Source organism: Streptococcus uberis (assembly GCF_900475595.1).
Taxonomy (GTDB): domain Bacteria; phylum Bacillota; class Bacilli; order Lactobacillales; family Streptococcaceae; genus Streptococcus; species Streptococcus uberis.
This window is the reverse complement of sequence record NZ_LS483397.1, coordinates 624,871-644,720: the sequence shown is the minus strand read 5'-3', so window position 1 is coordinate 644,720 and position 19,850 is coordinate 624,871. Positions and strand designations below refer to the sequence as shown.

Here is a 19,850-nt window from a genome sequence, read left to right as displayed (position 1 = left end):
TTGATAGACAATGATTTCCTTGGAACGCCTTAAAAAGTTACTCTTTCCTCAAAATTCACTTCCTAAGATGTTACCAATATTCTCTTGAACATGTTATAATGTTGCTGATAAAAGGAAAAGGATTGGTTAGAAATGAAAGGTCAAAATCTTTTGATAGAAACACACTTTTTAGCATTGCCCTATGCTGATGAAAAACGTCGTATCAGAGTACTTTTACCCACAGAGTATCACGACCAACCACATGCTAACTACCCTGTTCTTTATATGCATGATGGACAAAATCTTTTTTTCGATCATGAATCCTATTCAGGAAAGTCCTGGGGAGTTATCGATAGTTTAACAAACCCTGATTTTCCTCCAATGATAGTTGTAGGCATTGATCATGCAGAAGCCTTTCGGGTCCCTGAATATGCACCATGGCCGGTAAAGAATGTCTTGCATCTTAACCATCCAAGTTATAAAGGTGATGGGAAAGCATATGCTCAATGGTTCATCAATCAGCTCAAACCATTTATTGATGAGCATTACCGAACTAAAGCAGATGTCAAAAATACATTTTTAGCAGGTTCTTCAATGGGGGGGCTAATTACTGCGTACATGGCTAGTGCATACCCAAATGTCTTTGGAGGTATCGGTATTTTTTCAATGGCATCTTGGATTAATGAAGAAGCATTTTTAGAATTTTGTAGTCATCATCCCTTGCCTCAGGATATATCTGTTTTTATCCAAGTTGGTACCAATGAAGGAGACCCTGTTGGAGAAAGGGGCGGTTCTGAAAAAAATCAATTGTATATTACTAATAGTTTAAATTATTACAACCTCCTGATTAAACAAGGTCTACCAATTGACCAAATAGACTTTCATATTATTGCAAATGCACACCACACGGAAAGTGTCTGGGCAAGCTATTTTCCTAATTTTTTAAAACATCTCTTTAATTAATAAACCAATTTGAATCGTCACAATCTCATTCATGTGTGGATTCTAGAAAGAATTTTTATTTCGAAGCTATGAAAATAATAACTATTTTAAATGATATTGCCAGCGAAAATACTTATATTCTTGTTAATCAGGAATCTGTCATTGTTATCGATCCAGGAAGCAATGCAAAGAAAATCTTAAAAACGATTCAAGACGAAAAGAAACCTGTTTCTGCGATCTTATTAACACATACGCATTATGACCATATCATGAGCCTAGACCTTGTTCGAAAAACATTTGAAAATCCACCTGTCTATGTTTCTAGCAAAGAAGCATCTTGGTTGTATAGCCCTAAGGATAATCTCTCGGGACATATCAGACACAATGATATTCCAGATATCATCACTACTCCTGCTGAAAATCTGTTTCAATATCAGAAAGACTATCATATTGGAGGTTTTACCTTTGCTGTTAGAGAAACACCAGGGCACTCCATTGGTGGTGTTTCCATCATTTTTAATAAAGAAGAAGTCATTTTCTCCGGTGATGCCCTCTTTAAAGAAAGCATCGGAAGGTATGACCTACCAACAGGCAATTACCAACAACTAATAGATTCCATTAAGAATCAACTTTTCACCTTGCCAAATCCTTTCACTGTTTACCCAGGACATGGACAAAAAACAAGCATCGGACACGAGAAAAATGTGAATCCTTTCCTAAAATAAAGCAAAGAGAAGACAATGCCATTGTCTTCTCTTTTATCTATAAAATTCAAACGATTTAAGCTATAGAATACTCTAAAAAAAAGAAAAGACCCTCTAGTCTCTTCTAAAACAACAACGACAGTTGACAAGCCAAATCGATTCCATTTGGTTTGGCAACTTAGTAAGTGAGCTAGGATTACCGCCTTATAGCGGAGTCCGTAGTTTATCAATGATTTTCAATCATTAGATAAATTTGCTATACGATTAAGAATTGACATCATAAAAGAGGAATTCTAATAAACTTAGAAATCCTCTTTTTTGTAATCACCCTATTTCTTACAGTTACGACAGGGAGTTTTCAAAATCGATATTATTTTGAAAACGGACTTAGTAAGTTAGCTAGGAAGACCGCTCATAGCGGCTTCCGTAGTTTATCAATGATTTTCAATCATTAGATAAACTTGCTAAGTTAAAACTTCAAATACCGTCTCATGGATAAAACTGACCCCAACGAACCAATGATAATACCAATAATAAATAATACAGCAATTAATATATACAAATAATAGTTAACTGGATACATGGATAAACCATTTAATTGTAATTGTGGGGTAAATTGACGGTAAGCATACTCATAAAGATAATAAATAATTAAAGAAGGGATGATAGCACCTAAGAAACCAACCCAAGCGCCTTCAAAGAAGAAAGGACCACGAATATAAGAATTTTTTGCTCCTACCAATCGCATGATTTCAATATCTCTTTGACGACTCATAATGGTCATTCGAATGGTATTGGAAATCAAGAACACCGCAACTAAGAGTAATAGACCTGTACCTGCTAATCCCCATGTCTTAATAAATGATGAGAATTTAAAGAGCTTATCGGAATTTATACCTCCGTAGTCGACATCTTCAACACCATCAAGCGATTTAATGGCTTTGCTAACTTGTTTGACCTGAGACGGCTCTTCTGTTTCAACAATATAAATATCTTGTAAAGGGTTGGTGTCTTGGTCGTACATTTTCCAGACATCTCCCATAGTATCTTGGAGTTTTTTCAACTGCTCATCTTTACTTGAAAAGATGATTTTATCAACTCCCTTGATTTTTTTAATATTATCGTATATCTTATGGTATTTTTCGTTATCAACTTGTTTACCTTCAACTGTCTGAACCACTTTCGCAGTATCAGTCGAGTCAACGGGTAGATAGGTATTGATTCGAATATTATTTTGTACACCAGATGCAACACGGTCAATATTTAATAAAGTTGCTGCAAAAATACCAACTAATGTTAAGGTAATCGCAACCGAACTTACTGCCGCAATTGTCATCCAAATATTTCGTTTGAGATTCTTAATAGATTCCCAAATATGACGGAAAAAATTTCTAATCATCGTAACCGTACTCTCCTTCCTCTTCATCACGGACAATACGTCCGTCTTCAATAGCAATCACTCGATGACGTAGAGAGTTAACGATATGACTATTATGTGTTGCCATTAAAATGGTTGTCCCTTGAACATTAATTCTTTCTAATAACTGCATAATTTCCCATGAAATTTCAGGATCTAAATTTCCTGTTGGCTCATCAGCAATTAATAGTTTTGGATTATTGACAATCGCTCTAGCAATGGCCACACGTTGTTGCTCACCACCCGAAAGCTGATCTGGGAATGATCTCATTTTATGTTTTAAGCCAACTAGTTCCAAAACCTCAGGCACACGTTTTTTGATATGACGACGTTTCTCACCAATAACTTCCATAGCATAAGCTACATTTTCAAAAACCGTTTTCTTTGGAAGTAATTTATAATCTTGGAAAACAACACCAATATTACGGCGTAAAATAGGAACATGTTTTCCTTTAAGTTTTGTTAAATTAAATTCACCAACAAATAGTGAACCTGATGTTACTTGTTCCTCGCGATAAAGTAATTTAATCAAACTTGATTTACCAGCTCCTGACGGACCAACCAAATAGACAAATTCTCCTTGATTGACTGTAAAATTGATATCTCTCAAGGCTGTTGTTGATCGACGGTATTTTTTGGTAACACCTTTCATTTCAATTAATGCCATTTTGTTCTTCTTTCTTATTCATTTTCATTCTAATGGAAGTCGAGACTTAGTCATCACCCATTCGCCATTTAAGATAAGCATCAATGAAACCATCAATTTCCCCATCCATGACTTTGTCCACTTGGGCCACCTCAAAATTAGTACGGTGGTCTTTTACCATCGTGTATGGTGTAAAGACATAAGAGCGAATCTGACTTCCCCAAGTGATTTCTTTTTTATCACCTTTCAATGCGTTAACTTCTTCAGCTTTTTTCTCTTGTTCTAGTTGATACAGCTTGGCTTGTAACATTTTCATGGCACGATCACGGTTACCATATTGGGTTCTATCAACTGTAGAAGCAACAACAATCCCAGTTGGAATATGTGTTAAACGAACACCTGTTGATACCTTGTTGACATTTTGTCCACCTGCACCACCTGATCGGAAGGTATCCATTTTAATATCATCATCTCGAATATCAACCTCAATAGTATCATCTAATTCTGGCATAACTTCCACTGATGTAAAAGAGGTATGCCGACGTTTAGCTGAATCAAAAGGCGAAATACGAACCAGACGGTGAACGCCCATTTCTGATTTTAAAAAACCATATGCATTTGGTCCTTCAAATGATAAGGTCACAGACTTAATACCCGCTTCATCACCCGCTTGGTAATCCAAGGTTTCAACCTTGAATCCTTTGGCATTTCCAAAACGCGTATACATTCGAAAAAGCATATCAGCCCAGTCCTGAGCCTCCGTACCCCCTGAGCCAGGGTGAATTTCCAAAATAGCGTTGTTATGATCATAAGGCTCCGAAAGGAGCAAGGTCATCTCATACTGGGATAAAATCTGTTCTAACTTGACAAGGGCTTCTTCTAACTCTTCTTTTATTGACTCATCTTCAGCTAACATTTCCAAATAGAGTTCTGTTTCATCCGACAACTCTAGCATATCGTGGAAGGTTTCAAAAGTTGATTTAAGCGTATTGAGTTCTTGAGACGTTTTTTGAGCCGCAATATTGTCATTCCAAAAATCTGGCTCCGTCATCTTATTTTCTAAAAGCGCAATCTCTTCTTCAAGACCATCTAAGTCAAAGAGACCTCCTGAAGCTAGTCAACTTCTCTTTATTTTCTACTATTTTTTGGCGAATTTCTGCCACTTCCATGAACTTACCTCTTCATCCTTTAATCTTTCCTATTTTATCACATTGCCTTTATAATTGCCATTTTGCCAAAAGTAATTCCAATTCTTTTTGACTCTCATCTTCCTTTGGCTTAATGCTGAGCACAAAATCAAGCATGGCTTGATCAGGTTTTTTGACAATTTCACCAAGTGCCCAGATGGCTGTCGCTGTATGAATGGGATTATTATTCTTATCAATAATTTCCATCAACTTAACAATAGCAGTTCGATCATGGCCATTTGCCAATGCTATAATAGCATTTCGTTGCAAAATATTTTTCCCACGCCAAGCAGCCGCTATGTGACCAAATTTTTCCTTAAAACTTTTATTGGACAATTCTAAAAACGGAATCAATTCTGGCATAGCCAAATCAGGATCAATGGCACTTGCCAGAGGATTTGAAATGCCCTTATTATAAGGGCAACAAATCTGACAAATGTCACAACCATAGATCACCGTTTTTATTTTTTTTCGGAATTCTAAATCCATCATGCCTTTATCTTGCGTTTGAAAGGACAAACACCGTTTGGCATTCATGGTGCCATCACCAATCAAGCAAGAGGTTGGACAAGCATCTAAACAGCGCCTACAATCTCCGCAATCATAATCTACTGGTTGATCAGGCTCGATTTCCAGATTGGTAATTAATTCTCCTAGGTACATGTAGGAACCAAATTCTTTAGAGATTACCAGACCATTTTTTCCAATAAATCCGATGCCGGCTCGCCTTGCTACGGCAGTGTCCACCAAAGCACCCGTATCAACCATGCCTTTGTATTCAAAATCTTGGGTTAATATCTCTATTCCCTCAGCCAGTTGTTGCATTTTCTCTTGCAAAACATGGTGGTAATCATTCCCCCAAGAATTAGGAGTAATTTTCCCTCGTTTAAAGGCGGTTTTTTGAGGACTAATGGGTAATTTATGTGGATAGGCTACTGCAATGGAAATAATGGTTTTAGCTGATGACAGTGAAAGCTTGGGTTGAATGCGCTCCTCAATCACTTTGTGTTCAAAACCTGAGTTACGACCTTCTTCGACCGCTAAACGCAACGATTTTTCCAAATAGGAAAAATCGTCTGCTGTTGTAAAACCAATTTTTGAAATGCCTATCTCATGGGCTAATCTTATAATTTCTGCCTTAATGTCCATGTTACTATCATAAATGAAAAATATAAAGACTTCAAGACTAAGGAATTACTTCTTGTAACAATTATTAAATTGTAGTAACAAAAAGTTTTTCTAAAAGACATCAAAATTGATCAAAATGGTGATAAAGGTATTCCAGATCGGCAATTTCTTTTAAAAGCAACTGACCATTATCTGTTTCTTTCACCAGTGTCCGGTTTTCGACAATTTCAACCAATCGTTTGATAAAAATGATGTCGCATTTTCCTTCAAGAACATCTTGAACAGATGAAAAGGGCTTATGGGCCACCAACTCCAAACCATAGGAATTGGAAATCAAGGTATAACCAGCAATACCAGTTGTTTTTTGATAGCCTTTGGCCAAACCACCATCAATAATGATCATTCGACCATTGGCTTTGATGGGCAGCTCCCCACCTTTTTCTTTAACCGGCGTATGACCATTAACAATATGGGCGGACTTATCTAATCCAAACTCTTCCAAAATCCTCAAACAAATTTCTTCATTTTCCCTTAACTTATAGTAGGGGTTTTTATGTTCCACATGACTCTTTTTATCTGCAATATAATAACGTTCAAAGGTCGTCATCCGATCTTTGCCAAAAAGTGAGGACACTTCACCACACCACAGATACCAGAAAATATCAGTTTGAAAATCTTCATGACTATCTGGATTCTTGTAGGACTCCAAAACCTGCTCTTCAAAAAAATCAAGCAAAGCTCTGCCAGAATAAGCTTGTTTTCCAAAAACCATGGATTTAAAATCACCATTTGAATGCATCGGCATACAACCATGAAACAAGAGATGGTTATTGGAAATATGATACATGCCTCCTTTTTCAATCAAAAAGTCAACATGCTCTTTTAAGAGAGTAGAATTCTGAAATCGATACATTAATCCTTTCAAAAGAGCTTCTTCTTCCTCTGTTAAACTGTCGGGTTTGTCCCAATCCATCATCTCAAATGGAAATGATTGTAAGGGGTATGTTATGTCACCAATGGTAATCGTCTGATTTTCTGTATCTATTTTTGAAAATAGAAGACCAGCCTCCATCCCAAAACAAGGCCGTCTTTTAATCAATTGATGCTCCAATTTAAATTGCAGGAGTGCTGTCGCTTGTTGCAATTGATTCAAAACCATTCTTTCACTATCAGCAATTTCCTCTCCATCCAAAATGGGATTAAAAACATCTTCTTCTTGAAAATGACTTTGGCTATATTCTATGAGTCGACGCAAATTAATACCATAACGGTCTTCAATTAAATCAATGCTATTATAGCGCGCGGCAATTCTAATCACATTAATCATACAAATATAGGAACCAGAAATAGCCCCAATCCAAGTGATGTCATGGTTTCCCCATTGGATATCAATATTTCGAAAGGATCTTAATTTCTCTAAAATGAAGTCAGGGTATTTCCCACGGTCAAAAATATCACCAACAATATGCAAATGATCAATTGAAAGCTTTTGTATCAGCTGAGCAAAAGCGACAAAAAGATTGTCTAATTGCTCCAATTCAATGACTTTGGCAAGAATAGCTTGATAATAAAAATGTTTATTCTTATCAGGCTGCTCCTCAGTCAATAGTTCCTCCATAATATAGGCATAATCAGCCGGTAACATTTTTCGAACTTTCGAACGGGTGTATTTACTCCCCGTGTATTTAACAAACTGAATGAGATCTGGAAGATAGAAAGACAATTCTTCTTGGAGAGCCTTTTCTCCTAGAGTTTCTTGCTGGGCAGCAATTTTTTCAGAAGGATAATAAATATACTGACACAGTTTGTCAATGTCTTCAGAAGCTTTTTCAGGAAAACATTCTTGCAATTTCTTCTTGATTGAACCTGAAGCATTTCTAAGTAAATAGTCAAAAGCTTGGTATTCTCCATGTAAATCACTTAAAAAATACTCCGTCCCTTTTGGTAAATGACAAATGGCATCTAAATTTATCATTTCCGTAAGGAGGGAGGATTTCGTAGGAAATTTCTCTTTTAAAAGACTAAAATACTGTGACATGATGATTATTTTTCTTCCTTTCATTATGACAAATGGGAAACACTATCTCCTTTGTCATTTTAAAACTAATTTTAAAAAAAGGCTAGCAAAAATATGAAAGCGTAAACAAAAACTCCTATCGGAGTTTAAGTGACATTAGATTAGCATCTTAAAACTGCTAAAATGATTTGAGATTAAAAAGCTTAGAGAGATTCCAAAATGTCCCCTAAATGATCAATTAAGCGATCAGCTTGTTCTTGATTAATGTCATAACGGTAATCCTTAATCGCCCAAACCGTCAAACCTGCAGCTTTACCCGCTTGAATGCCTTTCTCACTATCTTCGATGACCACCAAAGAATCTTTCTCGAGACTGAGTAACTCATGAGCCTTTTCATATATTTCAGGGTTTGGTTTTGGTGAAAGCACATCTTCACGTGCTAAAATAACTGAAAAATAGTCCTTAAGTTGGCATTGATCTAAGGCACTTAGAACATCCTCTTTATTACTATTAGAAGCCAGAGCCAATTTCAAGCCTTTATCTCTTAAACGCATTAACGTTTCATTGACTTCTGGAAAAATCAAGTCAGGATAGGGAGCCTTATGGTCGAGTTTATAGGCATTATAGTCTTCAAGAAAAATATTGGCAGACTCTTGGTCCAATTCTTGACCCAGAATTTCTTTCCATACTTGTTCCATATGCCCACCAATAAAATCCTTCGGAGACTTATCTTGAATCGAAATGCCTTTTATTCCTAGAAATGTTTCTCTCCGTTTAAAATAGAAAGGTTCTGTATCAAAAAGAACACCGTCCATATCAAAAATAATACCTTTAATCATTGAGATACCTCCTACCACCTATTCTATCATAATGGTTTGACAAAAACTTTTTTGATAAAATAGATTTATGAAAAAATTAGCTGTTATGAGTGACTTACATATTGATCTCAACCACATTCAAGAAGAAGAGCAAGATTTGCTCATACAAATTCTTAAAGAGGAAAAAATTGATCATCTCCACCTTGCTGGAGATATTTCAAATGATTTTATAGGACTCAGTCTTCCTTTCATTAAGGCTATAGAGAAAGACATCCCCCTGACTTTCAACTTGGGTAATCATGACATGCTGGGCTTATCCGAAAAAACAATTCAAGAGCTTGATTTTCAGGAAACACTTTTATCAAAAGAAACGCTATTATTAAGCTTTCATGGTTGGTATGACTATAGTTTTTTCCCGGAGAAAAGCTTCGCTCAAAATCGAGCTTTTAAGCAACAATTCTGGTTCGACCGGAGACTGAGACGACTGGAAGAGGATCCCTCTTTAACAGCTAGCATCTGTCAAAAACTAGACCAAAAACTGTCAGAATCCACTTTTCAAAGAATCATAGTCTCCATGCATTTTGTACCCCATCGTGATTTCTTACTAACACATCCAAAGTTTAAACCCTTTAATGCCTTTTTAGGTAGCCACAAATTTCATGACATCTTTGAACAGTATCCAGTCACAGATGTTGTCTTTGGTCATAACCATCGTCGCATGCAAGCAAGACAAATAGACACTATTTGCTATCACTCAAAACCTTTAGGGTATCAAAAAGAATGGCAACTAACTGCTGACTTTATTAAAAGTCAAAAAGATTTGATTGATAGCTCAAGAAGAAAACCAAATCAATTATACACAGCCATTAAAAATCGAGAATCCTTCCAAAACTATAAAAAAGACTTATTATCTCAAGAATTTCGTCTAGCCATGACCATTATTGATTATTGAATTTTTAGAAATAGATACAAAAAAATACAAGGATTTTTATCCTTGTATTTATATTTCTAAACGATTTTTAACTGTCATGGCTAACTCAGGATTATCCGTCATAAAACCAGCTAAACCTAATTGAAAAGCCTGCTCAATCTGCTTTTCTTTGTTAAGTGTCCAAGGTCTTATGGATTTTCCGATGGTGTTCAATTTATTTTTAGCATTAAATACCCATAATTTATTAGGATGAATGGCACCAACAAAAGCTGACTTTCGTCCTAACCAGATTTGGAATGGGTTTGTTTTCATGAGAAATGCCAACTCAATGCCTGGATCACATGTCTCCATTAATTTGAGACTGCGAAAATTAAAACTACAATAAAGATATTTAAATGGCCAAGGTCTGGAATGCATTATAGAAGCAATATCTGCTTCAATATTGGGGTAATGGTATTTATCCGTTTTGATTTCAATATTTAAAGTCCCGTCAAACTTCTCCAAAACCAGAAAGTCTAAGACTTCTTTTAAAGTTGGTATTTTTTCTTCAAAATAAACAGGGGAAAACCAAGAACCCGCATCTAGTTCCTTTATCTGACTTAAGGTCAATTCCCTTACTAAGCCATAACCATTTGTTGTGCGATCAACAGTTTCATCATGTATAACGACTAACTCATGATCCAATGTTCTATGGACATCTAATTCAATCCCGTCTGCGCCAACTCTGATAGCCTCCTTAAAAGCTGCTAGAGTGTTCTCAGGGCGATTACACTTACTCCCTCTATGGGCAAAAATGACTGTCATGCCGATCTCCTCAATCCATTTCTACTAATAGTTTACCACAAGTTCTTGAGGAAATAAGGCTAAGAGGTTCAAAAAATGCTATAATACCATAGTAATCGTTTTCGGAGGTGCTTATGTCAATTACAATTACATGTCAAGCGAGAGTAATGACGACATTTAGTCCAAAATTAGCTATTCGCTTAAATAAAAAGTATGTTGCTGAAGTAGGAAATAAAGAAACCATTGCACTCGACATTCCAAATAATATGACTTTACTTTCCTATCAATTTCTTGATTACCCAAATATTAAAGTCTCAAACGGTGACCATATTATCATAAAGCGCAATTATATTACGCTAACGATCCGATGGGCTTACATACTCATTTATTTTTTCTTTATCTATTTTTTCAAAAAAACATTACCTTCAACAAGTCTCATCAACACCTTTTTAGGATTTTCTATTATTCCAATTGCATTATTACCAAGTTATCGATTTATAAAAGAATAAAAAACGATTCTACACTATAGAATCGTTTTTTTTTGGTTTGTTAAATAGCTTTTTCATCCATGCCCATAGCACGTTGTACAGCTTTCACAAGCTCAACTAATACTACCATGAGTAAGCTGCCAACAATGACAACTAGCCATTGGCTAGCACTTAAATGTGCCACATGGAAGAATTTATTGAAACCAGGAACTACTACAGTTATCATTAACATAATGAAAGCAACTGGAATGGAATAGTTGAACAATTTATTTTTAAAGAGTCCAACTTTAAACATGGATTGATAAACTGACTTAACATTATATGCATGTACCAATTGGATTAATCCTAAGGTTACATATGCCATAGTCAAGGCATCCGCATGAATCTCTTTATAAGTTGAATGTTCTGGGAACTTAAGTGCGAAAGCATAAACGCCTAAAACAAGCATGGTTTGGAAAGCACCCTGGTAAAGGATAGCTTCTTTAACACCGCCATCAAAGAAACTAGACTTACGACCACGAGGTTTATGACTCATAACACCTGGCTCAGCAGGTTCTACACCTAAAGCGATAGCTGGAAGAGTATCTGTTACCAAGTTAATCCAAAGCAAGTGAACCGGTTGCAATACATCCCAACCAAATAAAGTTGCAAGGAAAATAGTGAAGACCTCAGCCATATTTGCTGAAAGCAAGTATTGAATTGTTTTTTGGATATTTGAGAAGACTTTACGTCCTTCTTCAACAGCAACAATGATTGTTGCAAAGTTGTCATCTGCAAGTACCATATCAGAAGCACCTTTAGATACTTCTGTACCAGTGATACCCATACCAATACCGATATCAGCTGTCTTAAGAGACGGTGCATCATTTACACCATCACCAGTCATGGCAACCACTTTACCTTCATTTTGCCAAGCCTTAACAATACGAACTTTATGCTCAGGAGATACACGCGCATAAACGGAGTATTGCTTGAAGACTTTTTGGAACTCTTCATCTGAAATCTCATTGAGTTCTGCACCAGTAAAAACATGATCCTCGTTATCAGTTTCATCAATGATGCCTAAACGTTTGGCAATGGCTTCCGCAGTATCTTGGTGATCACCAGTAATCATGATTGGACGAATACCAGCTTCTTTAGCTACTTTCACAGCTTGCGCTGCCTCAGGACGTTCTGGGTCAATCATACCGACAAGACCTGAGAAAATTAACTCAGCTTCAACTGTTTCACTATCAAGAGTTGGTATAGTATCAACATATTTATAAGCCATCATCAAGACACGAAGGGCTTGTTTTGCCAATGATTTATTCATATCCAAGATAGCAGTTTTATCAGCCTCAGTAATTGGGCGGATAGTTCCATTATCTTCAATTTGAGTCACACGTTTTAAGAGTTGATCAGGCGCACCTTTAACGGCAACAAAATATTTAGCATCAGCTTCTTTATGAATAGTTGCCATCAATTTACGGTCAGAATCAAAAGGTAATTCAGCGACACGTGGTTCATTAACTAAGATATCACGCACATCGAATCCATGATCTAAACCATATTGGACTAAAGCTGTTTCAGTTGGGTCACCAATCAATTTACCAGATTGATCAATTTTCGTATCATTAGCAAAGTTCATGACGCGAAGAGTGCTGTTTGAAAAATCAATATCAGATCCAGCTGATTGCAACTGGCCATTAGTATAAATTTTTTCAACAGTCATCTGATTCATGGTAAGGGTACCAGTTTTATCAGATGCGATAATTTCAGTTGAACCAAGGGTTTCTACTGCTGGTAACTTACGGATAATAGCATTACGTTTTGCTAATACTTGAGTTCCTAATGAAAGAACTACTGTTACAATCGCTGGTAAACCTTCAGGAATAGCTGCAACGGCAAGGGCTACCGATGTCATTAAACCTTCTAATGGATGTTGTCCACGAACGAAAACACCAACTGCAAATGTAACGGCTGCAATAACTAAAATCAAGTAAGTTAAAATTTTAGACAGGTGGTCTAAATTTTGTTTAAGTGGCGTATCTGTTTCATCAGCATTTGCTAACATCCCAGCAATATGACCAACTTCAGTATACATACCAGTATTTGTGACAACACCCATACCACGTCCATAGGTAACGTTTGAGTTTTGGTACCCCATATTGACACGGTCACCGATACCAGCATCTTCTGCCACAGTTGCTGAAAGATCTTTTTCAACTGGAACAGATTCACCAGTTAAAGCTGCCTCTTCAATTTTCAATGAGTTAGCTTCAAGAAGACGCATATCAGCTGGTACAACGTCTCCAGCTTCTAAAAGAACGATATCACCGGGAACTAATTCTTTGGAATCAAGCTCGATCACATGTCCATCACGACGAACACGCGCTAGCGGGCTGGACATTGACTTTAAAGCTTCAATAGCTGCTTCTGCTTGGCCTTCCTGGTAAACACCAAATGCCGCATTAAGAACAACAACAGCTAAGATGATTATAGCATCTGTCATCCCTTCAGTTCCTTCAGTGATAACTGAAAGCACAGCTGCAACGATCAAGATAATAATCATTAAATCCTTGAACTGATCAAGAAACTTCATGAATAGGCTTCTTTTTTCGCCCTCATCAAGCTCGTTACGACCATATTGGTCTAAACGGCTTTTGGCTTCACTGGTTGAAAGACCGTCTTGACTTGATTGTAATTCTTCAAGTACAGTCTCTTCGGATTGTGTGTAATACACTTTTTTACTTTGTTCTTTTGACAAATTCTCCATCCTCCCTGGCCTTTTAAAAGGATATAAAAAGACCTGTTTAATTTAGTTAAACAAGTCTCGCTGTTTCAGATTGCACCGGAAATCGAAATTCCGTAGTGACGATACAATCACGGGTAAACCCGTCTGCTACTCCCTTGATATAGTTATTATTATAGAAAAAAAACATTAAAAAAACAAGGATTAGTTTTCATTTCTAATTCAATAATTGTTATTCATAACTATCTGTATAAGTATCCATTTCGATATAGATATAAAGTTTGTATTCGGGTAAAGCATTTCTCATTTCAGATTCAAGCTGATTAATGACAGAGGTCGCCTCTGTTAAAAATGGGGAATCCATTTCGATTTTTGCAGTAACCATCACATCTGTGGCACTTAAATGAATCGTGTTTAAATCAATAAGACGCTCCACTTAAACTGGCACTTTCTACAAGCATCCCAGAGATGAGGACAGCAATTATTAAGGCAAAATTGCTAATTGCATGTTCTGGCTCAAAGAGTTTTTCATGGCTTCCATAATTACCAGTACACCACCACCAAAGTAAAGCATCATGGCAGCAATGGTGGAATAGAAATACTTAGCTCTTGCTTCACCAAAAGGGGGACTCTTAGAAGCTAATTCCCTAGCTTTTTTGTCCCCAATTAGAAGTAATAATTGATTACCACAGTCAACTAAACTATGAATGGATTCGTTCATCATAGCTACGGATCCCAAAAAAAGGTAGGCAACTAATTTAGAAAGGGCCACTAAAATATTTGAGATTAAGCAAGAATGGCGCTAGCCACTCCTTCATGTTCCTTATTGTTCATCGGAATACCATTTTATTTCTAGACGATAAGTTGCAAATGTTTCTTTCCCATCCGCCTGTAGTAAACAATAGTTTAATGTAATCGTTCTATCATTAAGATTAAAGTCATAATCATGAGTGTCAATTTGAAATTGTTGTAAACCAAGTGGTGTAGGAATAACAAAAGATTGGGGTTGACCAGCGATAAAAGTCATGATGGTTTTGGGCTTGGAAAATCGAGTCATCATCATTTGAGACTGGTTACTCTTAATGATTACTTTTTCATTTTCATCATTATAATATAGCAGATAGCTAAAATCACCTTTTTCATATACCTGACAGTCTCTTACTTCCTTTATTTTCTCAAGTTGACCATCTGAACTAATTTCATTTGTTATTTCTATTTTCATATGTGCTCCGTTCCATTCCTGTTACCTTGTACATTCTACCAATTTATCCTTATTTTATCAATTTTTGATATAATATATATATGAACGAAAAAGTTTTCCGTGACCCTGTTCACAATTACATCCATATCAACCATCAGGTTATTTACGACTTGGTTAACGCCAAAGAATTTCAACGCTTAAGACGAATTAAACAAGTTCCGACTACTGCCTTCACTTTTCATGGAGCTGAGCATAGTCGTTTTTCACACTGTCTAGGTGTCTATGAAATTGCTCGACGAGTTACAGAGATTTTTGAGGAAAAATATCCTCAAGTATGGGATAAGGAAGAATCGCTTCTTACCATGACTGCTGGATTACTTCACGATATTGGTCATGGTGCCTATTCTCATACCTTTGAAAAATTATTTCAAACAGACCATGAAGCCATAACTCAAGAAATTATTACAAATCCAGAAACTGAAATTAATCAAATCTTAAGCCGTGTTGCACCTGATTTTCCTGATAAAGTAGCTAGTGTCATCAATCATAGCTATCCTAATAAACAAGTTGTCCAATTGATTTCTAGTCAAATAGATTGTGACCGGATGGACTATTTATTGCGAGATTCTTATTTTTCTGCAGCTAATTATGGGCAATTTGATTTAATGCGCATTTTACGTGTCATTAGGCCAGTTGAAAATGGAATCGTCTTTGAGAAAAATGGCATGCATGCTGTAGAAGATTATATTGTTAGCCGATTCCAAATGTATATGCAAGTGTATTTTCATCCGGCAAGTCGTGGTGTCGAACTAACCCTTCAAAATCTGTTAAAACGAGCAAAACGGATGTATGAAAAAAATCCTGACTATATTTGCAAAACGGCACCGTCACTAATCCCCTTTTTAAAAAATCAATTTACTTTAAATGACTATTTGTTTTTAGATGACGGTGTCCTCAACACATACTTCCAAACCTGGATTTCAAGTGACGATCACATTTTATCTGATTTGGCCAGCCGTTTTATCAATCGTAAAATTCTTAAATCTGTCACATTCGATGAGCATACTGAAGGCAAATTAGACCATCTTAGAGAACTGGTAGAAGCCGTCGGTTTTAATCCTGATTATTATACTGGAATACATGTTAACTTTGATTTACCTTACGACGTCTACCGTCCTGAAACCAAAAATCCAAGAACACAAATTGAAATGATTCAGAAAGATGGTAGCCGTGCGGAGCTTTCCCATTTATCCCCAATTGTAAAAACTTTGACAGGTACTACCTATGGAGACCGCCGTTTCTATTTCCCAAAAGAAATGTTGATAGCTGATGACTTATTTGCAGGTTATAAAGAAGAATTTGTTTCCTATATTCAAAATGAACATTTTCATTTTCCAAATTAAGAAGGGTATTTTATATTCCTTCTTTTTATTTTAAATCGTTTTCAGTCTGGCTTAATGTAAATATCCATTAGATTTCATGACAAATAAGAGCTTTTTTAGTATGATAGAGGATAGATATTTTTTAATGTTAACTAATAGGATAATTTATAAGGAGATTTTCATGTCTATCAAACTCGTTGCTGTTGATATCGATGGCACATTAATTACTGATGACCGAAAAATTACTGATCAGGTATTTGAAGCAGTGCAAGATGCCAAAAAACAAGAGGTTCATGTTGTCATTGCTACTGGCCGCCCAATTGCAGGTGTTACTCAACTATTAGATGACCTAAATCTTAACCATCAGGGAGATTATGTCATTACTTTTAATGGTGGCTTAGTCCAAGATGCACAAACCGGAGAAGAAATTGTCAAAGAGACCATGACATACGAAGATTATTTGGATATTGAGTTTTTAAGTCGAAAATTAAATGTGCACATGCATGCTATTACTAAAGAAGGAATATATACAGCTAATAGAAATATTGGTAAATATACTGTGCATGAATCAACTCTCGTTAATATGCCTATTTTTTACAGAACCCCAGAAGAAATGGTAGATAAAGAAATTGTTAAAATAATGATGATTGACGAACCAGAAATTTTGGATCGCGCTATCCAAGACATTCCACAAGAATTTCATGACAAATATAATATCGTCAAATCAACCCCCTTCTACTTAGAATTTACCAATAAAACCGTTTCAAAAGGAAATGCCATCATCCATCTTGCCGAAAAATTAGGTTTAGACATGTCACAAACTATGGCAATCGGAGATGCTGAAAATGATAGAGCTATGTTAGAAGTTGTTGGAAATCCTGTTGTCATGGAAAATGGTGTTCCTGAATTAAAAAAAATAGCAAAATACATTACCAAATCAAATAATGAAAGTGGCGTAGCTTATGCATTACGTCAGTGGGTTTTAGACTAATGTATACCTATAAAATTGGAATTTCAGAAAAAGAACATGATGCATTTGTTTTAGCTAATCCCAAATGCAATCTTTTACAAAGTTCAAAATGGGCAACTATAAAAGACAATTGGGACCATGAAATCATTGGGTTTTATGATAATAAAACACTGGTCGCATCTACTACTCTTCTCATCAAAAAATTACCTCTTGGTAAAAGTTTAATCTATATTCCTCGTGGTCCAATTATGGATTATTCAGATTTTGAATTAGTCGATTTTGTTCTGGAATCCTTAAAAAAGTATGGAAAGAAACAAAAGGCACTTTTTATTAAATGTGATCCAAGTCTTTTCCTCAAACAGTTTTCGATTTCTGAGATAAACAATGAAATTGAAGAAATTGATATTACACTTTCAGCTATTGAATTTTTAAAAAAACGAGGTGTTGAATGGTCTGGTAGAACAAAAGATATTGCGCAAACGATTCAACCCCGATTACAGGCAAACATTTATGCGAATCAATTTAGCTTGCAAACCTTACCTAAGAAAACCAAGCAAGCTATTCGAACAGCACAAAATAAGGGTATTGAGACCATCATAGGCGGTCAAGAATTACTAGAATCCTTTGCACAATTAATGAAAAAAACAGAGGAACGTAAAAATATTCACCTGCGTGGTCTCGACTATTATCAAAAATTAATGGAAACATATCCTGAAGATTCCTATATTACAATGTCACGCCTCAACTTAGCTGAACGCCATCAGTTATTAGAACAGCAACTTTCTGAGTTGTTGACCAACCAATCAAAATTTAACGAAAAAACAAAAGAAGGCAAGAAAAAAGAAACAGCCAGTGCCATTTCAAGAATTCAACAGGAATTAGATTTCTTAAGCGATAAAATGAATGCTGGTTCAACACTTGTACCATTAGCAGCAACTTTAACACTTATTTTCGGAAAAACGTCAGAAAATCTATATGCTGGAATGGATGAGGAATTTAAGCAATATCAGGCACCCTTATTAACTTGGTTCGAAACAGCAACTGAAGCTTTTCAACGAGGTTGTTTGTGGCAAAACATGGGAGGGATTGAAAATCAATTAGATGGCGGTCTTTACCATTTTAAATCCAAATTAAATCCACAAATTGAAGAATTTGCAGGTGAATTTAACATACCCGTTAGTCTTCTATACAGACCAGCGATGTTAGCCTATAATTTACGCAAACAATTAAGGAGTAAACACTAATGCCTTTTGTAATATTAAATGATTTAGAATTTGAAACCTTTTCTGAATCAGTTGATCACCGTTTTTTTGAACAATCTCTTTCTATGAGAGATTTGCTACATAAAAGGGGTTACCAAACCCAATTGGTCGGATTTAAAGATCAAAAAGATACGATTCAGGTTGCTGCAGTAACATTTAGTACTGCAGTTGCAGGTGGACTACACATGGAAATCCATTATGGACCTATTTATCATGAAACGTCCTATTTAAAAGAATTTCTTGTTGGGTTAACAGAGTATGCTAAACAAAATAAGGTTATTGAATTAAAAGTTAAACCTTATTTTATTTATCAACAATATGACGACCATGGAAAGCCAATTTCTGAAACTCATGAAGAATTAATACCTTATTTTACAGATGCAAACTTCACTTATGAAGGGTTAACGACAGGTTTTGAGGAAGCCGATTGGCATTATATTAAAAATCTTGAAGGTTTGACAGAAAGTCAATTGCTCAATTCCTTTAGTAAAAAAGGAAAACCACTGGTCAAAAAAGCTAAAACATTTGGAATCAGTATTCGTCAATTAAAACGTGATGAACTCGATCTGTTTAAGGACATTACTTCTGCTACTTCTGATCGACGAGATTATAATGATAAACCTCTAGAGTATTACGAATTTTTATTTGATAGTTTTAAGGACAAAGCTGAATTCTTAGTAGCAACTTTAAATTTTAAAGAGTATTATGCTAACTTGGAAAAAGATCAAGCTAAAATAAAAGCTAAAATTGATAAACTGGAAAAGGATTTGGAAGTTAATCCTAATTCCGAGAAAAAAAGAAATCAACACAAAGAATTCTCTAGCCAATACCAAACCTTTGAGATTCGCAAAGAAGAAGCAAATCATTTCATTGAAAAATACAATGATCAAGATGTTATCTTAGCTGGTTCTGTATTCATCTTCACAAAGCAAGAAGCAGTCTACTTCTTTAGTGGTTCTTACCCAGAATTTAACAAATTCTACGCACCAGCAGTTCTCCAAGAACATGTTATGATTAAGGCTATCTCACAAGGTATTAAGCGTTATAATTTATTAGGAATTTCAGGTGTTTTTGATGGAAGTGATGGTGTCCTTGGTTTTAAACAAAATTTCAATGGTCACGTGGAACGAAACCTAGGAGCATTTATGTATTATCCTAAACCATTCAAACATAAACTTCTCTCCTCTATCAAAAAATTACTCAATCGATACTAATCAAAAACCAAGTGCTTAAGCACTTGGTTTTTTGCATAAGAGTAAAAAAA

Annotated in this window: 19 protein-coding genes; 8 read left to right on the top strand and 11 right to left on the bottom strand. The window is 35.7% G+C overall.

The features are described 5' to 3' along the window. Nucleotides 1-132: 132 nt before the first annotated feature. Nucleotides 133-942: an alpha/beta hydrolase gene (locus DQM95_RS03625; protein ID WP_111685939.1), complete on the top strand. Its 810-nt coding sequence runs from the start codon at nt 133-135 to the stop codon at nt 940-942. Nucleotides 943-1,010: 68 nt separating this feature from the next. Further along, nucleotides 1,011-1,646 carry an MBL fold metallo-hydrolase gene (locus DQM95_RS03620; protein ID WP_012658146.1) on the top strand — a complete coding sequence of 212 codons (636 nt, stop codon included), beginning with the start codon at nt 1,011-1,013 and terminating at the stop codon, nt 1,644-1,646. 448 nt (nt 1,647-2,094) lie between these two features. Here DQM95_RS03620 and ftsX read toward each other — a convergent pair whose 3' ends face one another. The 6 genes from ftsX to DQM95_RS03590 form a co-directional block, all read right to left on the bottom strand. Further along, entirely contained in the window at nt 2,095-3,024 is a 930-nt protein-coding gene (gene ftsX, locus DQM95_RS03615) for a permease-like cell division protein FtsX (protein ID WP_037592327.1), read from the bottom strand. Then, nucleotides 3,017-3,709, bottom strand: a complete 693-nt coding sequence (gene ftsE / locus DQM95_RS03610) for a cell division ATP-binding protein FtsE (RefSeq protein WP_012658143.1) — start codon at nt 3,707-3,709, stop codon at nt 3,017-3,019. The genes ftsX and ftsE overlap by 8 nt, the downstream gene beginning before the upstream one ends. A 46-nt stretch (nt 3,710-3,755) precedes the next feature. Then, a protein-coding gene (gene prfB / locus DQM95_RS03605) for a peptide chain release factor 2 (protein ID WP_012658142.1) occupies nt 3,756-4,857 on the bottom strand; the annotation gives its coding sequence in 2 pieces (ribosomal slippage) (nt 3,756-4,784 and nt 4,786-4,857; 1,101 coding nt in all). 48 nt (nt 4,858-4,905) lie between these two features. Beyond that, entirely contained in the window at nt 4,906-6,024 is a 1,119-nt protein-coding gene (gene queG, locus DQM95_RS03600) for a tRNA epoxyqueuosine(34) reductase QueG (RefSeq protein ID WP_012658141.1), read from the bottom strand. A gap of 100 nt (nt 6,025-6,124) precedes the next feature. Then, a complete protein-coding gene (locus tag DQM95_RS03595; RefSeq protein ID WP_111686029.1) occupies nt 6,125-8,041 on the bottom strand; it encodes a fructose-1,6-bisphosphatase in 1,917 nt (638 codons plus the stop codon). A 182-nt stretch (nt 8,042-8,223) separates the two neighbouring features. Next, complete coding sequence (locus tag DQM95_RS03590; protein ID WP_037592329.1) at nt 8,224-8,859, bottom strand: HAD family hydrolase; 636 nt, start codon at nt 8,857-8,859, stop codon at nt 8,224-8,226. 67 nt (nt 8,860-8,926) lie between these two features. On the opposite strand from DQM95_RS03590, the gene DQM95_RS03585 reads away from it, so the two are divergent. Then, nucleotides 8,927-9,790 (top strand): metallophosphoesterase, encoded by an 864-nt coding sequence (locus DQM95_RS03585; protein ID WP_037592330.1) that lies wholly within the window; start codon nt 8,927-8,929, stop codon nt 9,788-9,790. 48 nt (nt 9,791-9,838) lie between these two features. On the opposite strand, the gene DQM95_RS03580 is transcribed toward DQM95_RS03585, so the two are convergent. Further along, the gene (locus DQM95_RS03580; RefSeq protein ID WP_012658137.1) at nt 9,839-10,573 is read right to left on the bottom strand and encodes a glycerophosphodiester phosphodiesterase; all 735 of its coding nucleotides are present in this window, start codon (nt 10,571-10,573) and stop codon (nt 9,839-9,841) included. 113 nt (nt 10,574-10,686) lie between these two features. On the opposite strand from DQM95_RS03580, the gene DQM95_RS03575 reads away from it, so the two are divergent. Beyond that, on the top strand, nt 10,687-11,061 hold the full coding sequence (locus DQM95_RS03575; protein ID WP_012658136.1) for a hypothetical protein: 375 nt from the start codon (nt 10,687-10,689) through the stop codon (nt 11,059-11,061). A gap of 40 nt (nt 11,062-11,101) precedes the next feature. On the opposite strand, the gene DQM95_RS03570 is transcribed toward DQM95_RS03575, so the two are convergent. The 4 genes from DQM95_RS03570 to DQM95_RS03560 all read right to left on the bottom strand — a co-directional run bounded on the left by DQM95_RS03570 (nt 11,102) and on the right by DQM95_RS03560 (nt 14,993). Further along, nucleotides 11,102-13,795, bottom strand: coding sequence for a cation-translocating P-type ATPase (locus DQM95_RS03570; protein ID WP_408646212.1), 2,694 nt, complete (start codon nt 13,793-13,795; stop codon nt 11,102-11,104). Between the two features lie 208 nt (nt 13,796-14,003). After that, the gene (locus DQM95_RS10220; RefSeq protein WP_037592331.1) at nt 14,004-14,207 is read right to left on the bottom strand and encodes a hypothetical protein; all 204 of its coding nucleotides are present in this window, start codon (nt 14,205-14,207) and stop codon (nt 14,004-14,006) included. Between the two features lie 48 nt (nt 14,208-14,255). After that, nucleotides 14,256-14,543, bottom strand: coding sequence for a cation transporter (locus tag DQM95_RS10215; RefSeq protein ID WP_374188168.1), 288 nt, complete (start codon nt 14,541-14,543; stop codon nt 14,256-14,258). Between the two features lie 51 nt (nt 14,544-14,594). Continuing rightward, nucleotides 14,595-14,993 (bottom strand): DUF1934 domain-containing protein, encoded by a 399-nt coding sequence (locus DQM95_RS03560; RefSeq protein WP_037592332.1) that lies wholly within the window; start codon nt 14,991-14,993, stop codon nt 14,595-14,597. 80 nt (nt 14,994-15,073) lie between these two features. Between DQM95_RS03560 and DQM95_RS03555 the strand changes: the two genes are divergently transcribed. From DQM95_RS03555 to DQM95_RS03540, 4 genes are all read left to right on the top strand, one after another. Further along, entirely contained in the window at nt 15,074-16,375 is a 1,302-nt protein-coding gene (locus DQM95_RS03555) for an HD domain-containing protein (RefSeq protein WP_037592333.1), read from the top strand. Between the two features lie 160 nt (nt 16,376-16,535). Further along, nucleotides 16,536-17,345 carry a sugar-phosphatase gene (yidA, locus tag DQM95_RS03550; protein ID WP_012658131.1) on the top strand — a complete coding sequence of 270 codons (810 nt, stop codon included), beginning with the start codon at nt 16,536-16,538 and terminating at the stop codon, nt 17,343-17,345. Then, the gene (locus tag DQM95_RS03545) at nt 17,345-18,568 is read left to right on the top strand and encodes an aminoacyltransferase (RefSeq protein WP_046389212.1); all 1,224 of its coding nucleotides are present in this window, start codon (nt 17,345-17,347) and stop codon (nt 18,566-18,568) included. Before yidA ends, DQM95_RS03545 begins: the two co-directional genes overlap by 1 nt. Further along, the gene (locus DQM95_RS03540; protein ID WP_037592334.1) at nt 18,568-19,800 is read left to right on the top strand and encodes an aminoacyltransferase; all 1,233 of its coding nucleotides are present in this window, start codon (nt 18,568-18,570) and stop codon (nt 19,798-19,800) included. The genes DQM95_RS03545 and DQM95_RS03540 overlap by 1 nt, the downstream gene beginning before the upstream one ends. The last annotated feature ends 50 nt before the right edge of the window (nt 19,801-19,850 follow it).

Coding starts and splice junctions, on each gene's coding strand:
- yidA (WP_012658131.1), top strand. CDS start 16,536: ATGTCTATCAAACTCGTTGCTGTTGATATCGATGGCACATTAATTACT.
- DQM95_RS03580 (WP_012658137.1), bottom strand. CDS start 10,573: ATGACAGTCATTTTTGCCCATAGAGGGAGTAAGTGTAATCGCCCTGAG.
- DQM95_RS03560 (WP_037592332.1), bottom strand. CDS start 14,993: ATGAAAATAGAAATAACAAATGAAATTAGTTCAGATGGTCAACTTGAG.
- DQM95_RS03570 (WP_408646212.1), bottom strand. CDS start 13,795: ATGGAGAATTTGTCAAAAGAACAAAGTAAAAAAGTGTATTACACACAA.
- ftsX (WP_037592327.1), bottom strand. CDS start 3,024: ATGATTAGAAATTTTTTCCGTCATATTTGGGAATCTATTAAGAATCTC.
- ftsE (WP_012658143.1), bottom strand. CDS start 3,709: ATGGCATTAATTGAAATGAAAGGTGTTACCAAAAAATACCGTCGATCA.
- DQM95_RS03595 (WP_111686029.1), bottom strand. CDS start 8,041: ATGTCACAGTATTTTAGTCTTTTAAAAGAGAAATTTCCTACGAAATCC.
- DQM95_RS03575 (WP_012658136.1), top strand. CDS start 10,687: ATGTCAATTACAATTACATGTCAAGCGAGAGTAATGACGACATTTAGT.
- DQM95_RS03590 (WP_037592329.1), bottom strand. CDS start 8,859: ATGATTAAAGGTATTATTTTTGATATGGACGGTGTTCTTTTTGATACA.
- queG (WP_012658141.1), bottom strand. CDS start 6,024: ATGGACATTAAGGCAGAAATTATAAGATTAGCCCATGAGATAGGCATT.
- DQM95_RS03585 (WP_037592330.1), top strand. CDS start 8,927: ATGAAAAAATTAGCTGTTATGAGTGACTTACATATTGATCTCAACCAC.
- DQM95_RS03545 (WP_046389212.1), top strand. CDS start 17,345: ATGTATACCTATAAAATTGGAATTTCAGAAAAAGAACATGATGCATTT.
- DQM95_RS03620 (WP_012658146.1), top strand. CDS start 1,011: ATGAAAATAATAACTATTTTAAATGATATTGCCAGCGAAAATACTTAT.
- DQM95_RS03625 (WP_111685939.1), top strand. CDS start 133: ATGAAAGGTCAAAATCTTTTGATAGAAACACACTTTTTAGCATTGCCC.
- DQM95_RS03555 (WP_037592333.1), top strand. CDS start 15,074: ATGAACGAAAAAGTTTTCCGTGACCCTGTTCACAATTACATCCATATC.
- DQM95_RS03540 (WP_037592334.1), top strand. CDS start 18,568: ATGCCTTTTGTAATATTAAATGATTTAGAATTTGAAACCTTTTCTGAA.